Source organism: Cryobacterium sp. M96 (assembly GCF_002929845.1).
In the GTDB taxonomy this organism is placed as follows: domain Bacteria; phylum Actinomycetota; class Actinomycetes; order Actinomycetales; family Microbacteriaceae; genus Cryobacterium; species Cryobacterium sandaracinum.
The window spans coordinates 32,338-47,394 of the sequence record NZ_PJJS01000030.1 but is presented as its reverse complement, the minus strand read 5'-3'; the positions used below and the strand labels follow the sequence as shown (position 1 = coordinate 47,394).

The window sequence follows — 15,057 nt, the reverse complement described above, 5'->3', positions numbered from 1 at the left end:
GCTACAATCACCACAGACCCCATACCGGCATCGGCGGCAAATCACCCATCAACCGTGCTCACAACGTCAGTGGGAACAACAGCTAGCCCGCCCAGGTACCCACCCGGCGCGGCTCGCTCGTCGTGGCGCACCCTTCGAAAGCCGGCACACGTCCTACCGTGCGCCACCATCCAAAGCCTGCGCCGCGAGTCGAATGCAACTCAACACGGTGCGTATTCACGGGACCGTGGCGCATGCTTGAGCCATGAGCACAAACGGTGACGGGTGGGTGTACGGGCCCGACGGCCGCAAGTTTTGGGGTCTTTTCGGGGCGGCCGGCCTGCTCGTGCACCACGAGGAGCTGGGGGTGCTGCTGCAGCACCGCGCGCTTTGGAGCCACCAGGGTGACACCTGGGGGCTGCCCGGCGGGGCGCGCCACGAACACGAGAGTGCGCTCGAAGCGGCTCTGCGGGAGGCCCGCGAAGAGGCCGGCGTGCCCCCGGAGCTGGTCTCCGTGCAGTTCAGCTCCGTGCTCGACCTCGGTTTCTGGTCGTACACGACGGTCGTGGTGCGCGCCACGAAGCGCTTCGAACCCGTGATCAGCGACCAGGAGAGCATCGCGTTGCGCTGGGTACCGCGCCACGAGGTCGACGCGCTGCCGCTGCATCCGGGCTTCGCCACCAGCTGGCCGGCCCTACTCGCCCGCCTCTGAACCCGCACCGCCATTAAACCCGCACCACCTCGCCCGGTGACTTGTCCGGCCGCCAACCGCGCCAGACCGGGTGGCGCGCTCGCCCCGTGCTGGTCCATTCGGAGAATTCCACCTCGCCCACCAACACCGGGCGCACCCACCGCGCATCGCGGGCGCCGGCGGGCGGGATGCCGGTGAAGGGGTTGTCCACCGCAGCGATGGCATCCAGTCGCGCCCGCAGGTCCTCGAGGTCTGCGTCCCGGAACCCGGTGCCGACCCGGCCGATATAGGTCAGCGTGTCTCCGTTCGGAATCCCCAGGAGGAGGGAGCCCACGGTGTCGGCTCGGCGCCCGTTGCCCGGTCGCCACCCGCCGATCACCGCCTCCTGGGTGCGATGGTGCTTGATCTTGATCCACGATCGGGACCGCCGACCGGCCTCGTAGCGCCCGTCCCGGGTCTTGGCGACGATCCCCTCGAAGCCGAGCTCGCTGCTGGTCGCCACGGCCTGGGTGGAGTCGCCCGTGAAGACCGGCGGCACCTGCACCGCACCGGACCCGGTGACAATCTCCTCGAGCACGCGGCGCCGGGCCGTGTACGTCAGGTCGAGCAGCGGCTCCCCGTCACGTTCGAGCACGTCGAAAGCCAGAAACCGCACCGGGGTGGATGCCTCGGCCGCTTCGATCTGTCGGCGACCGGTCAGGCCCAGCCGCGTCTGCAGCAGCCCGAAGTTCGGCCGCCCGCCCGCGTCCATCGCGACGATCTCCCCGTCGAGCACCGCAAAGTCGGCCGAAACCGCTCCCGGCAACGCGCGCACCAGCTCGGGATACGCGTGCGTGATGTCGCTGCCGTTCCGGGTGAACAAGCGCACGTCCGGGCCTAGGCCGGCGGCTCCGAGATAGGCGAGCGCGCGGATGCCGTCCCACTTCATTTCGTAGGTCCACTCGTCGTCTTCGGACAGGTCGGCGATGGAACCGGGCGTGGCAAGCATGGGCCCGTATTGTGTGCGGCGTGCGGACCGGCCGCCCGTTTTGGCCGTCGCGCCCGCCTCGGTGCCCACGTCCCCGGCCCGCCGGGCCGGCCGTGTCTTCATCAGGTGGATCAGCCAGTTCCGGTCGGCCACGTCCGTGCCCTTCGTGCGGATCAGGGCAAAGCGCCGCGTGCCACCGAGCCTGCCGCCCGGTTCGCCGTGCAGCACGGCGATAACCTCGTCATCCCGCCACTTCTCCAGCTCGTAGCTGCCGTGGTCCCAGATGCTCATGGTGCCGGCCCCGTATTCGCCGGCCGGGATATCACCCTCGAACGTGGCGTATTCGAGCGGATGGTCCTCGGTGCGCACGGCGAGCCGATTCTTCGCCGGATCGGTCGGCACCCCGCGCGGCAACACCCACGACGTCAGCACCCCGTCGTGCTCGAGCCGAAAGTCGTAGTGCAGGTTGCGGGCGTGGTGCTCTTGAATGACGAATGACCGACCCCCGGATGCGTCCGGCGCACCGGTCGGCATCGGCTCCGAGGTGCGGGAAGCGTCTCGTTTGCCGAGGTAGACGGCCAGCGCACCGGCTCCCGCCCCGGCGCCTTTACCGGTCTCGTCACCGGCACCACCGGCATCCGTGGTGCCCCGGCCGGAATGTGCCTCGAGCAGCGCGGCCAGCGGGTCCCCGCTACGCTGCACCCGGTGCATCGCCTGCTTGTAGTCGATCTGTGCGAGCCCGGGGGAGGCCAGTTCCCGCCAGGTGCGCGGCATGGCCACCATCGGATGCAGCGTTCCGCGCAACGAATACGGGGTGATGGTCGTCTTGTGGGCGCTGTTCTGGCTCCAGTCCACGAACACCCGCCCCGGTCGATGAGCCTTCTTCATATCGCTGACGATGAGGTCCGGATGGTCGGCTTCGAGCGCGCGGGCCAGCTCGTGTGCGACCTGGGAGACCTGGTCCGAGGTGTGCGTGAGGTCCAGCGGTGCGTAGAGGTGGATGCCCTTCGACCCGCTGGTGACCGGCAGCGGGTCCAGGCCCATGTCCCGCAGGATGGCCCGGGCCAGACGGGCGACCTCCGCGCACTCGTCGAGGGTGACCCCGTCGCCGGGGTCCAGGTCGATCACCAGTCGGTCCGGGTTGCGCGGGCGTCCACCCCGGCCGAACTGCCACTGTGGAACGTGGATCTCCAGCGCCGAGATCTGGGCGAGCCAGGTCAGCGTCGCGAGGTCGTTGACCAGCGGGTACTCGCTCACGTGGTTCGAATGCTGGATCGGCCGGCGTTTCACCCAGCTCGGCGTCGCCTGGTCCAGGTTCTTCTGGAAGAACACGTGTCCGGGTGCGTCCCGGGTGCCCACACCGTGTACCCACCTCTTCCGGGTCGCCGGGCGGTTCGCGGTGTGCGGGATCATCACGTCGGCGATGAACGCGTAGTAGCCGAGAACGTCGGCCTTCGTGGTCCCCGACTCCGAGTAGAGCACCTTGTCGAGATGCGTGAGTGTGATCCGGTGTCCGCCGACGGTGACGACCTGGCGGGAGTCAGGGGAGGGCGGCCGCTCGTTCATAGCTCCAGCATGCTCTCGCGGCCACAGCGTGCCTAGCCCTCTCGGCGCACCGGGTGTGTACTGAAGTGATGAGATCGATCTGGAAGGGCGCGATCACCTTCGGGCTGGTCGGTGTGCCCGTCAAGGTCTACAGCGCCACCGAAGACCACGACGTCGCCCTGCACCAGGTGCACGACGCCGATGGCGGGCGCATCCGTTACCAGCGCCGGTGCGAGCGCTGCGGACGGGTCGTCGACTATGCGCACATCGACAAGGCCTGGGACAGCGGCGACAAGACGGTTGTCATCACCGACGAGGATCTGCGCACGCTGCCGGCCGGGAGAAGCCGCGAGATCGAGGTCGTCGAGTTCGTGCCGAGCGACCAGCTCGACCCGATCATGTTCGAGCGCAGCTATTTTCTCGAACCCTCCGGCTCACCCAAGGCCTACGTTCTACTGCGGCGTGCGCTCGACGCCACCGACCGCACCGCGATCGTGCGGTTCGCGCTGCGGCAGAAGACCCGACTCGGTGCCCTCCGGGTGCGCGGGGACGTGCTGCTGCTGCAGTCGCTGCTGTGGGGCGACGAGGTGCGGGCCGTTGAATTCCCGATGCTCCAGGAGTCGGTGCGCATCTCCGCCCAGGAGCTCGAGCTTTCGGCCGCACTGGTCGACTCCTTCGCCGCCGAGTTCTCGCCGCAGGATTTTCGGGACGACTACCAGGACCAGCTCCGCGAACTGCTCGAGGCGAAGCTCGCCGCGGGCGAAGCCCTCGACACCGAGCTCACCTTCGGCCGCGAACCCCGGGAAGGCGAGGAAGGCGGGGGAGAGGTGCTCGACCTGATGGAGGCCCTCCGCCGCAGCGTGGAGCGCAGCCGCGGCCAGGCGAAGCCGGGCGCGTCGGATAAATCCGAGAAACGCGCCGACAAGGGGCATAAACGGGTGTCGGGAAACTGACGAGGCCGCATTCCGGTTCGGCCGCCGCGTCGGTAGACTCGATGATTGTGACAGGGGCAGAGGGAACCGGCGTCAGCTCAAAGGTGATCACCCTGCCCAATCTGCTCAGCATGCTGCGCCTTGCGCTGGTGCCGGTCTTTCTGGTCGTGTTGGTGCGGGGAGAGGATGCCTGGGCGCTCCTGGTGCTGATGGTCGCCAGCCTCACCGATTTCCTCGACGGCTACCTGGCCCGGAGGTTCGGCCAGATCACGCGGCTCGGCCAGCTGCTCGACCCGGCCGCCGACCGGCTGTACATCTTCGCCGCCCTCCTCGGACTGGCCTGGCGCGACCTAATGCCCTGGTGGATCGTCCTGGTCATCGTGGGGCGGGACGTGTTCCTGCTCGGACTCGGCGTCATCCTCGCGAATTACGGATTCGGGCCTCTGCCCGTTCACCAGCTCGGCAAGGTCGCGACCTTCTGCCTCTTCTACGCCCTGCCGATGATCATGCTGGGAGAGGCCTTCCCCACGGTGTCCTGGTGGTCGCTCCCGGTGGGCTGGGCCTTTGGCATCTGGGGAGCGTTTCTTTACTGGTGGGCAGGCATAATCTACGCCGTCGAGACCGTCCGGGTGATTCGCATTCCGCGGGCAATTCAGCCCGTTCCATCCGATACGCTGGAGGACCAGGAGGTGTACGGTGAACGATTCCAAAAAGACGAATGAACCCCAGCGCAAGGCCGCGCCCGATAACTATTCCAATACCGACACGACGATGACGTTCGGGCAGGAATTCGCGGCCCAGCTGGCATCACTCGACGGTGACGTCACGGCCGAAGAACAGGAAGCCATCGCGGCTCTGCCCTCCGGCTCGGCGCTGCTCGTTGTCCGGCGCGGCCCGAACGCCGGCGCTCGTTTCCTGTTGGATGCGGACGTGACCACTGTGGGCCGTCACCCCAATGCGGACATCTTCCTCGACGACGTCACGGTATCTCGTCGGCACGCGGAGTTCCTGCGCCACGAATCCAAGTTCGAGGTGAAAGACCTGGTGTCCCTCAACGGCACGTATTTCGACGGGGTCCGCATCGACACCGCGCTGTTGCACGACGGCGCCGAAGTCCAGGTCGGTAAGTTCCGGCTGACGTTCTACGCCTCGCGGCACGACCTCAAGCTTCAGGCGAGCGAGTAGTGCCCGCGTCCGCAGCCCAGGCCAGAGCGCCGGGCGCGACGTCACTGCTCAGCATCGGACAGGTGCTTGCCCGGCTCACGCCGGAATTTCCGGAACTGACCCCGTCCAAACTTCGGTTTCTGGAGGAACAGAGACTGGTCGCGCCGGCGCGCACGGAGTCTGGCTACCGCAAATTCTGCGCCGGTGACCTGGACCGGCTGCGCCTGGTCCTCTCCATGCAGCGCGATCACTACCTCCCCCTCAAGGTCATCCGGGGCTACCTGGCCGACCTTGACGCGGGCCTCTCGCCGACCCTGCCCGGCGGGGTGACGCCGGGACCGTCGATGCTGTCGATCGCCCGCCGGCTGGACCGCGACGAACTGCTGCGCGAAGCAGGGGCCTCCGCGATGCTGCTGCACGACGCCGTTTCCGCATCGATCATCCTGCCAGCCGACTTCTACGGCGACGACGCGCTCAGCGTGCTGCGGGCCCTGGTCGAACTGCAGCGCAGCGGAATCGAGCCCCGCCACCTGCGCGGATTCCGTGGCGCGGCCGAACGCGAGCTCGGCCTGATCGAGAGTGCCCTCGTGCCGCTCTCCCGCCGTAAAGACGCATCGAGCCGGGCTAAGGCCGCCGAAATGGCGGTCGAGATCGCCGGCCAGCTCGAAGTGATCCGCGGCAGTCTGATCCGTTCTGCCCTGGGGCGCCTGACCAAGTAGTCGAGCCCGACACGCCAATTTACTCGACCGGATGTCGTTGATCAGGACGGTCCGCCTCGGTAGCGTAGATGCAGCGATCATCCGTATCGCAGACCTACCTCCGAGAGGCCATCGTATGAGCGAGCTGAATCAGCGTGACGATGCCTCGCGCTACGGACTCGGCCTTCTCTTCACCGACGGAATGCCCGAGCTCGACGACAACCTCGGCTACCGTGGCGCCGTGGCGGCCCGGGCCGCCGGAATCAGCTACCGTCAGCTCGACTACTGGGCCCGCACCGACCTGGTCCAGCCCACCGTGCGCGGTGCTGCCGGCTCGGGTTCCCAGCGTCTCTACGGCTTCCGGGACATCCTGGTTCTCAAACTGGTCAAGCGGCTCCTCGACACCGGCATCTCCCTGCAGCAGATCCGCACCGCGGTGAACCAACTGCGCGAGTCGGGGGTCAGCGACCTCGCCCAGACCACCTTGATGAGCGACGGCGCCAGCGTCTACCTGTGCACCTCCGACGATGAGGTCATCGACCTCGTCAGCCGCGGTCAGGGCGTGTTCGGCATCGCCGTGGGCAAGGTGCTACGCGAGGTCGAAACGAGCCTGGTCGAACTGGAGACCCTTCCGATCGACCCGTCGGACGAGCTGTCCCTTCGCCGGGGCAGCCGCAAGGTCTCTTAGCGGAGCGTTCACACGCAGTCGACACGATCGGCTGACGCTGTGCGGCTGACACTATCCGGTCAACCTATCCGGTCAACGTTGTCCGGCTGACGCTCCCTGGCTAGTGCTGTTCCGCGTACTCGCCGATGCGGGCCGTGCGCAGCACGCGTTCGAGCAACTGATCGAAGTAGCGCGCCATTTCCTGGGCGCTGTCGCCGGGCCAGGTGTGCAGCGGCTTCGCTGCGCCCTGCGCCTGCTGAAGCGAGGTGCGTTCCGGCAGTTGCGGGCTGAGTACGAGCGGGCCGAACATGTCGCGGAGTTCCTTGATCCGGAACTGGTGCTCGAGAGACGCCACGCGGGCACGGTTGACGATGATACCGAGCGGCTGCAGACGAGGGCTGAGTCCGCGGCGGATCTCTTCGATCGCGCGCAGCGCCCGGTCGGCCGCGGCCACGGAGAACAGGCCGGGTTCGGTGACCACGGCAACGCGGTCGCTGGCCGCCCACGCGGTGCGGGTAAGGGCGTTCAGCGACGGAGCACAGTCGATCAGAACCAGGTCGTAGTCCTTTTCGACCGTGGAGAGTGCCTCTTCGAGCTTCCAGATGTCGCGGATGCTCGGGTGCGGCCCGTCGAAATTAATGGCCGACGGGCTGCCGATCATCACGTCGATAGTGCCGGGGCGGCCGCGCGTCCAGCCGCTGGGAACGATGGCGGCGCGAACGATCTTCTCCTTGGGAGAGGCGAGCACATCGGCGATGTTGAGGTGGCCGGTGACCTCGATGTCCATTCCGGTTGACACATCCGACTGCGGATCAATGTCCACCACCAGGGTTCGCACGCCGCGCGCGAAGGCAGCGGACGCCAGACCCAGGGTTACCGTGGTCTTGCCTACTCCTCCCTTGAGGGAGCTAACGCTTAGTACGTGCACAAGTAGATACGTTACCTTCACTAGTCTTGGAGAACCTAACCGTCAGCTGAGCGCGACGTCACGCTTGAAAGGTCTGCATGTTTACGAAAATTCTTGTTGCCAACCGCGGGGAAATCGCGATCCGGGCTTTTCGGGCGGCTTATGAGCTGGGTGCCAAAACCGTGGCGGTGTTCCCTTTCGAGGACCGCAATTCGCTGCACCGCCTGAAGGCCGACGAGGCGTACCAGATCGGCGAACCGGGACACCCGGTGCGCGCCTATCTCACGGTGAGCGAGATCATCCGGGTGGCCAGGGAGAGCGGAGCCGACGCCATCTACCCCGGTTACGGCTTCCTTTCGGAGAACCCCGAGCTGGCCCTCGCGGCCCGCCAGGCCGGCATCACCTTCATCGGCCCGGGCGAGCACGTGCTCGAGATGGCCGGCAACAAGGTCACCGCGAAGGAGCATGCCATCGCGGCGGGCGTTCCGGTGCTGGGGTCCAGCGCGCCCTCACGCGACGTCGACGAGCTGATCGCCGCGGCCGACGATATCGGGTTCCCGATCTTCGCCAAGGCCGTCGCCGGCGGCGGCGGCCGCGGCATGCGCCGGGTGGCTCAGCTGAGCGATCTCCGCGGCTCCCTTGAGGAAGCCATGCGCGAGGCCAACAGCGCGTTCGGCGACGCGACCATGTTCCTCGAGCAGGCCGTACTGCGGCCGCGTCACATCGAGGTCCAGATCCTGGCCGATGCGTCCGGCGAGACCGTGCACCTGTTCGAACGCGACTGCTCCGTGCAGCGCCGCCATCAGAAAGTCATCGAGATCGCTCCGGCGCCGAACCTCTCTGACGAGATCCGCCAGCGTCTGTACGCCGATGCGGTCGCCTTCGCCCGCTCGATCGGCTACGTGAACGCGGGCACGGTCGAGTTCCTGCTCGACACGGTCGGCGAACGCGCCGGCCAGCACGTGTTCATCGAAATGAATCCGCGCATCCAGGTCGAGCACACCGTGACCGAAGAGGTGACGGATGTCGACCTCGTGCAGTCCCAGATCCGCATCGCCGCGGGCCAGACGCTCCGTGAGCTCGAACTCACGCAGGACAAGATCGTGTTGCGCGGGGCGGCCCTGCAGTGCCGCATCACCACCGAGGACCCGACCATGGGATTCCGCCCGGACACGGGCAAGATCACCACCTACCGCTCGCCCGGCGGCGCCGGCATCCGGCTCGACGGCGGCACAATCAACCCCGGTGCCCAGATCAGCCCGCACTTCGACTCGATGCTCGCCAAGCTCACCTGCCGGGGCCGGGACTTCCCGTCCGCCGTGACCCGATCCAAGCGCGCCCTGGCCGAGTTCCGTATCCGTGGCGTGTCCACGAACATCTCGTTCCTGCAGGCCGTGCTCGACGACCCGGACTTCGCGTCCGGCAACCTGAGCACCTCCTTCATCGATGAGCGCCCGGAGCTGCTGCGCGGCCGCGCCTCCAAGGACCGCGGCACGAAGATCTTGAATTGGCTCGCCGACGTGACCGTCAACAAGCCCAACGGGGTGCCGCTGACCCTGCTGAACCCGGCCGAGAAGCTGCCGAAGCTCGATCTGTCCGAACCGGCTCCGGCCGGCTCCCGCCAACGGCTCCAGCTGCTCGGCCCGGCCGGCTTCGCCGCGGACCTGCGTGCCCAGACCGCCCTGGCCGTGACGGACACCACTTTCCGCGACGCCCACCAATCACTGTTGGCAACCCGGGTGCGCACCCGCGACCTCGTCGCCGTGGCCCCGTATGTGGCCCGGATGACCCCGGAGTTGCTGTCGATCGAGGCCTGGGGCGGCGCCACCTATGACGTGGCGCTGCGCTTCCTCGGCGAAGACCCCTGGGAACGACTGGCGTCGCTGCGAGAGGCCCTGCCGAACATCAACGTGCAGATGCTGCTTCGCGGCCGCAACACGGTCGGCTACACTCCGTACCCGACCGAGGTGACCGATGCGTTCGTGCGCGAGGCCGCCAAAACAGGCGTCGACATCTTCCGCATCTTCGACGCCCTCAACGACGTCTCGCAGATGCGCCCGGCCATCGACGCCGTGCTGGCGACGGGCTCCTCCATCGCCGAGGTCGCGCTCTGCTACACGGGCGATTTGCTCGACCCGGCCGAGAAGCTTTACACCCTGGACTACTACCTCCGGCTCGCGGAGCAGATCGTGGAGTCCGGCGCGCACATCCTCGCGATCAAGGACATGGCCGGCCTGCTGCGCCCCGCCGCGGCCGAGAAGCTCGTCACCGCCCTGCGGTCGCGCTTCGACCTCCCGGTGCACGTGCACACGCACGATACTCCGGGCGGCCAGCTCGCCACGCTGCTCGCGGCCAGCCGCGCCGGCGCCGACGCGGTCGACGTGGCCAGCGCCCCGATGGCCGGCACCACCAGCCAGCCGTCGGCGTCGTCCCTCGTCGCCGCGCTCGTCCACACCGAACGCGACACCGGCATATCCTTACAGGCCGTCTGCGACCTCGAGCCGTACTGGGAAGATGTACGCCGGGTCTACCATCCCTTCGAATCCGGTCTGCGCGCGCCCACCGGCCGCGTCTACAAGCACGAGATCCCCGGTGGCCAGCTGTCCAACCTGCGTACGCAAGCGGTCGCGCTCGGCCTCGCCGACGACTTCGAACTGATCGAGGACATGTACGCCGCGGCCAACGACATCCTCGGCCGGGTACCGAAGGTGACGCCGTCCTCCAAGGTGGTCGGCGACCTCGCCCTCTACCTCGCCGCCGTGCGTGCCGACCCGGCCGACTTCGCTGAGAACCCGGGCAATTACGACGTGCCCGACTCCGTGATCGGCTTCATGGCGGGGGAGCTGGGCGACCTGCCCGGCGGCTGGCCCGAGCCCTTCCGCAGCAAGGTTCTCGCCGGGCGCAACGTCCGCGTCGGAATCACCGAGCTCACGCAGGAGGAACGCGCGGCCTTGGGCAGCGACGGCCTCACCTGCCGAATGATGCTGAACCAGCTGCTCTTCCCGGCGCCCACGCGGCAATTCGAGCAGATCCGGGAACTCTTCGGTGACCTGTCCGTGCTCGACACGGTGGACTACCTCAACGGTCTACAGCAGGGCATTGAGCACGCGGTCGAGATCGACAAGGGCGTGCGCCTCTACGTCGGGCTTGAGGCCATCGGCGAGGCCGATGACAAGGGCATGCGCACCGTCATGACCACGCTGAACGGACAGCTCCGACCCGTGTTCGTGCGGGACCGCAACATCACGGTCAGCATCAAGGTCGCCGAAAAAGCGGATGCCAACCGGCCGGGCCAGATCGCCGCGCCGTTCTCCGGGGTGGTCACCCTCCAGGTCGAGGAGGGCGACACCGTCGAGGCCGGGCAGGCCGTCGCCTCGATCGAGGCCATGAAAATGGAGGCCGCGATCACCTCACCCATTGCGGGAAACATCGAACGGGTGGCCGTGCCGCGAACCCAGCAGGTCGACGCGGGCGATCTGCTGGTGGTGGTGCGTCCACGCTAGGCTTGGTGCGATCTATCGACGAAGGGACTGATCTTTTTGTCAGATAAGCGCACAGGCGCCGAGGCGTCCGGTCCGGACGCCTCCATCGAGCCTCTCGCCGAGCCGGGAGACGAGTACCATAGCGAACTACCGCCGCACACGATCGTGAACCTGGCGGCGGCCCTGCCGGAGAACCTGAAACGCCCGGCTACGCACACGGTCGAGATCAGCACCCCGGCCGTGGCGCGCGCCGATCGGTTGTCCGCAGCCGTCGCGGGGGCGGTCCGCGCCCTCTCCGGTCCGGCCGTGAGCGACGCCGTTCCGCACACCCGCCGGGAGAGTCTGCGCCCGGCCGGCGGATCGGCCCCCGAGTCCGCCGCCATGCTCACGCCCGACCGGCTGCTGGCCGTCAACCGTCGCACCAAACCGCCGCCCCGCGGAGCCTGGAACAGTTTCGTCTACTCGGCGACCCTGCATCTGGTGAACCTCGGCGACTCGGCCACGGTGCGCGCCTCCAAACAACTCGACGCGCGCATCCGCAAGGATTTCGAGGGCGGCACCCGCTTCGTGCCGATCCTCACCCGCAAGGGCGGGGTCGGCAAGACGACCGTCACCGCACTGATCGGCATGGCCCTGGCCGATGCCCGCGAAGACCGCATCATCGCCGTCGACGCGAACCCCGACCGGGGCACCCTCTCCGAGCGGGTCACGAAACAGACCCGGTCCACCGTGCGCGACGTGGTCACGAAGGCCGCGTCCATCGGCGGCTATACCGATTTCTCGTCGCTGGTCTCCCGCGACGCGACCCGACTCGACATCCTCGCATCCGACACCGACCCGCTCCTCTCCGAGGCCTTCGACGAGAACGACTACAACGTCGTCGCCGACCTGGCGGCGCGGTACTACTCGATCATGCTCACGGACTGCGGCACCGGAATCGTGCACTCCGTCATGCGTGCCACGCTGCAGCGGGCCGATTCGATCGTCATCGTCTCCGGGGGCAGCATCGATGAGGCCCGGCTGGCGTCCGAAACGTTGACCTGGTTGGAAGCCAACGGCTACGGCGACCTGGTTCGCAACGCGGTCGTCGCGCTCAACACGGCGACACAGGGCACGAATCTGGTGAAGCTGGAAGAGATCGAATCGCATTTCCGCTCTCGGGTGCGGGAGATCGTGCGCATCCCCTGGGACCCGCAGCTCGCCGCGGGCAGCATCATCTCCTTCGACGATCTGAAGCCCATCACCCGGCTCGCGGCCCGCACCCTCGCGGCCGTCGTCGTGGAGGGTCTTCCGGCCGATCGCGGCGTCTAAACCGATCCGGTACCCCTGTACCCCCGCATCCATGACTTGGAGTCACCCTTGCCCGAGCGCCAGATCCGTCTCTTCGGAGACCCCGTCCTCAAAACCGTCTCCGACCCGATCGGCACGATCGACGCCCGGGTGCGGAGCCTGATCGAGGACTTGGTCGACAGTGTGCGACTGCCCGGCCGGGCCGGCGTCGCGGCCTCCCAGATCGGCGTGAATCTGCGCGCATTCAGTTTTAACGTCGATGGCGAGATCGGGTACATCCTCAACCCGGTCCTCGTGGAGGTCTCGGGGGAGCCCGAGCTCGTCGACGAGGGCTGCCTGTCGGTGCCGGGCCTCTGGTATCCCACGAAACGGTACCCGTTCGCCCGGGTGACCGGCATCGACCTCGACGGCACGGCGGTCGAACTCTCCGGGTCCGGGATCATGGCCCAGGCCCTGCAGCACGAGACCGACCACCTCGACGGTTTGCTCTACCTGGACCGCCTCGACAAGGAGAACCGGCGGGCCGCCATGAAAGAGGTCCGCGCGTCGAGCTGGTTCTGACCCCAGTCGTTCGGGTCCGAGGCCCTAAAGGGCCTCCGCCCCCCCCACGAATTCGACGGAGATTTTGCCGGAAACGTCCCCCAACGTGCAGAAACGGCAGTTCTACGGCAGAATCTCCGTCGAATTGGTTCGACGCTGGGCACGGCGCTGGGGCTCCCTTATCTACTGGTTCCGACCCAGGCGGCCGGACGACGCGAAACAGGTCCCGTCGCCACTGTGACGACGGGACCTGTTTTGGTCGTCGCGGGGAGTGCTAGCTGCTGACCGGGTTCGTCCCGGTCACCGGGGCGCCCAGGTACATCGCCTCGATCTGATCGGCGTAGTCCCGCAGGATGATGTCCCGTTTGATGCTCAGCTTCGGGGTCAGGTACCCGGCGGCTTCGGTCAGCTCGGTCGTCAGCACCGTGAACTTGCGGATCGACTCCGCCCGCGATACGTGGTCGTTGGCGTGGTCGATGGCGCGCTGCACCTCGGCGAGAACCTTCGCGTTGACGGATGCCTCGGCCAGCGTCATTCCCGCGTCCTCGCCGTTGTTGTTCAACCAGACCGCGAGCATGTCGGGGTCGAGCGTGACCAGGGCGGCGATGAACGGCTTGCGATCGCCGACGACGACCACCTGGCCGATCAGCGGGTTGGACCGGATCGGGTCTTCCAGCGCCGCCGGGGCGACGTTCTTGCCGCCGGCCGTGACGATGATCTCCTTCTTGCGCCCGGTGATGGTGAGGAAGCCGTCGCTGTCCATGGCGCCGATGTCACCGGTGCGGAGCCATCCGTCGTGGAAGGTGGCCGCGGTGGCCACGGGATTCTTCCAGTACTCCGTGAAGACGTTGACGCCTTTGACCTCGATTTCGCCGTCGTCCAGGACGCGCACCGAGACGCCGGGAAGCGGTGGGCCTACGGTACCGATCTTGAACTTGGTGGCCAGACCCACGGTGGTCGGCGCGGTTGTCTCGGTAAGGCCGTAGCCCTCCAGGATCTTGATGCCGAGGCTGTGGTAGAAGTGACCCAGGTGCATGCCGAGTGGAGCCGAACCGGAGACGGCGTACTTCACGTTGCCACCCATGGCCGCGCGCAGCTTGCTGTAGACCAGACGGTCGAAGAGCGTGAACTTGAGCTTGAGCATCAGCGGAACGCTCTTGCCCTGATCGACCAGCATCGAGTGGTCGACGGCAACCTGGGCGGCCGTCTCGAAGATCTTGCCTCGGCCGGCGGCCAGCGCCTTCTGCTCGGCGGAGTTGTAGACCTTCTCGAACACCCGCGGCACTGCGAGCAGGAAAGTGGGTTTGAAGGTGCCGAGCGATTCGAGCAGCTTCCGGGTATCGGGCTGGTGACCGACGCGCACACCGGCGTGCACGCAGAGAACCGAGATGAATCGGGCGAAAACGTGCGCGGTGGTGATGAACAGCAGCGTGGAAGCGCCGTTCGCGTCGGTGAGCACCTCTTTCAGCGCCACCGCCGAGTTGCGCGACGTCTCGACGAAGTTGGAGTGGGTAAGCACGCAGCCCTTGGGACGGCCGGTGGAACCCGAGGTGTAGATCAGGGTGGCGATGTCCGAACCCACGGCCAGCGAGCGACGCCGCTCGATTTCGGCATCCGGCACGTCGACCCCGGAGGCCGCGAGCTTGTCGAGGTCACCGAGGTCGATCTGCCAGACCTTCTGCACGCTGCCGAGCTCGGGGTGCACCTCGTCGAAGCGGGAAAAGTGCTCGGCGGTCTCGACGATCACCGCCGCGGCGTCGGAGTCACCCAGGATCCACTGGATCTGGATGGGGGAGCTGGTCTCGTAAACGGGGACCAGCACGGCACCGGCGAACCAGGTGGCGAAGTCGATCAGCGTCCACTCATACCGGGTCTTGCACATCAAGCCGATTTTGTCTCCGGGCTGGATTCCTGCCGTGACGAGCCCCTTGGCCAGCGCGACGACCTGGGCATGAAACTCCGTGGTGGTGACGGGGGACCAAGCTCCGTTTCTCGGCAGTGAGAACAACACGGAGTCGGGCGTCGCCTTGAGGCGTTCGACCAGGAGATCGGTGACATTGGCTTGTGGGTCTGCGGGAACGATGGCGGGCAGATCGTACTGTTTCACGGTAGCTCCTCTGGTACCGGGCGGGCGATTTGCTTCACTCTATCCACGTCACTTCGTGGAAGCAGCCGTTTCGCCTGGCCGTGTCTTG

12 protein-coding genes are annotated in these 15,057 nt (G+C 67.2%); 9 read left to right on the top strand and 3 right to left on the bottom strand.

Annotated elements, in window-relative coordinates:
- Window positions 1-244: 244 nt before the first annotated feature.
- Entirely contained in the window at window positions 245-691 is a 447-nt protein-coding gene (locus CXY79_RS02295) for an NUDIX hydrolase (protein WP_104099545.1), read from the top strand.
- 13 nt (window positions 692-704) lie between these two features.
- Here CXY79_RS02295 and CXY79_RS02290 read toward each other — a convergent pair whose 3' ends face one another.
- Window positions 705-3,203, bottom strand: a complete 2,499-nt coding sequence (locus tag CXY79_RS02290; protein ID WP_104099544.1) for an ATP-dependent DNA ligase — start codon at window positions 3,201-3,203, stop codon at window positions 705-707.
- A 68-nt stretch (window positions 3,204-3,271) separates the two neighbouring features.
- Here CXY79_RS02290 and CXY79_RS02285 point away from each other — a divergent pair, with 68 nt between their 5' ends.
- The 5 genes from CXY79_RS02285 to CXY79_RS02265 all read left to right on the top strand — a co-directional run bounded on the left by CXY79_RS02285 (window position 3,272) and on the right by CXY79_RS02265 (window position 6,664).
- Complete coding sequence (locus CXY79_RS02285) at window positions 3,272-4,135, top strand: Ku protein (protein WP_104099543.1); 864 nt, start codon at window positions 3,272-3,274, stop codon at window positions 4,133-4,135.
- Between the two features lie 47 nt (window positions 4,136-4,182).
- Window positions 4,183-4,836 carry a CDP-alcohol phosphatidyltransferase family protein gene (locus tag CXY79_RS02280; RefSeq protein ID WP_255409007.1) on the top strand — a complete coding sequence of 218 codons (654 nt, stop codon included), beginning with the start codon at window positions 4,183-4,185 and terminating at the stop codon, window positions 4,834-4,836.
- 49 nt (window positions 4,837-4,885) lie between these two features.
- Window positions 4,886-5,299: an FHA domain-containing protein gene (locus CXY79_RS02275; RefSeq protein WP_104099541.1), complete on the top strand. Its 414-nt coding sequence runs from the start codon at window positions 4,886-4,888 to the stop codon at window positions 5,297-5,299.
- On the top strand, window positions 5,299-5,997 hold the full coding sequence (locus CXY79_RS02270) for a MerR family transcriptional regulator (RefSeq protein ID WP_104099540.1): 699 nt from the start codon (window positions 5,299-5,301) through the stop codon (window positions 5,995-5,997). Before CXY79_RS02275 ends, CXY79_RS02270 begins: the two co-directional genes overlap by 1 nt.
- 115 nt (window positions 5,998-6,112) lie before the next feature.
- Window positions 6,113-6,664 (top strand): MerR family transcriptional regulator, encoded by a 552-nt coding sequence (locus tag CXY79_RS02265; RefSeq protein ID WP_104099539.1) that lies wholly within the window; start codon window positions 6,113-6,115, stop codon window positions 6,662-6,664.
- A 100-nt stretch (window positions 6,665-6,764) separates the two neighbouring features.
- Here CXY79_RS02265 and CXY79_RS02260 read toward each other — a convergent pair whose 3' ends face one another.
- Window positions 6,765-7,571, bottom strand: coding sequence for a ParA family protein (locus CXY79_RS02260; protein WP_104099538.1), 807 nt, complete (start codon window positions 7,569-7,571; stop codon window positions 6,765-6,767).
- A 77-nt stretch (window positions 7,572-7,648) separates the two neighbouring features.
- On the opposite strand from CXY79_RS02260, the gene CXY79_RS02255 reads away from it, so the two are divergent.
- Genes CXY79_RS02255 through def form a run of 3 tightly spaced genes read left to right on the top strand, consistent with a single transcriptional unit; the run spans window position 7,649 to window position 12,883 of the window.
- Window positions 7,649-11,053, top strand: a complete 3,405-nt coding sequence (locus CXY79_RS02255; RefSeq protein ID WP_104099537.1) for a pyruvate carboxylase — start codon at window positions 7,649-7,651, stop codon at window positions 11,051-11,053.
- 36 nt (window positions 11,054-11,089) lie between these two features.
- The gene (locus CXY79_RS02250; protein WP_233191152.1) at window positions 11,090-12,343 is read left to right on the top strand and encodes an AAA family ATPase; all 1,254 of its coding nucleotides are present in this window, start codon (window positions 11,090-11,092) and stop codon (window positions 12,341-12,343) included.
- Window positions 12,344-12,391: 48 nt separating this feature from the next.
- Entirely contained in the window at window positions 12,392-12,883 is a 492-nt protein-coding gene (gene def, locus CXY79_RS02245; RefSeq protein WP_104099536.1) for a peptide deformylase, read from the top strand.
- A gap of 253 nt (window positions 12,884-13,136) precedes the next feature.
- Here def and CXY79_RS02240 read toward each other — a convergent pair whose 3' ends face one another.
- Window positions 13,137-14,969 (bottom strand): long-chain fatty acid--CoA ligase, encoded by a 1,833-nt coding sequence (locus CXY79_RS02240; RefSeq protein WP_104099535.1) that lies wholly within the window; start codon window positions 14,967-14,969, stop codon window positions 13,137-13,139.
- Between the last annotated feature and the right edge of the window lie 88 nt (window positions 14,970-15,057).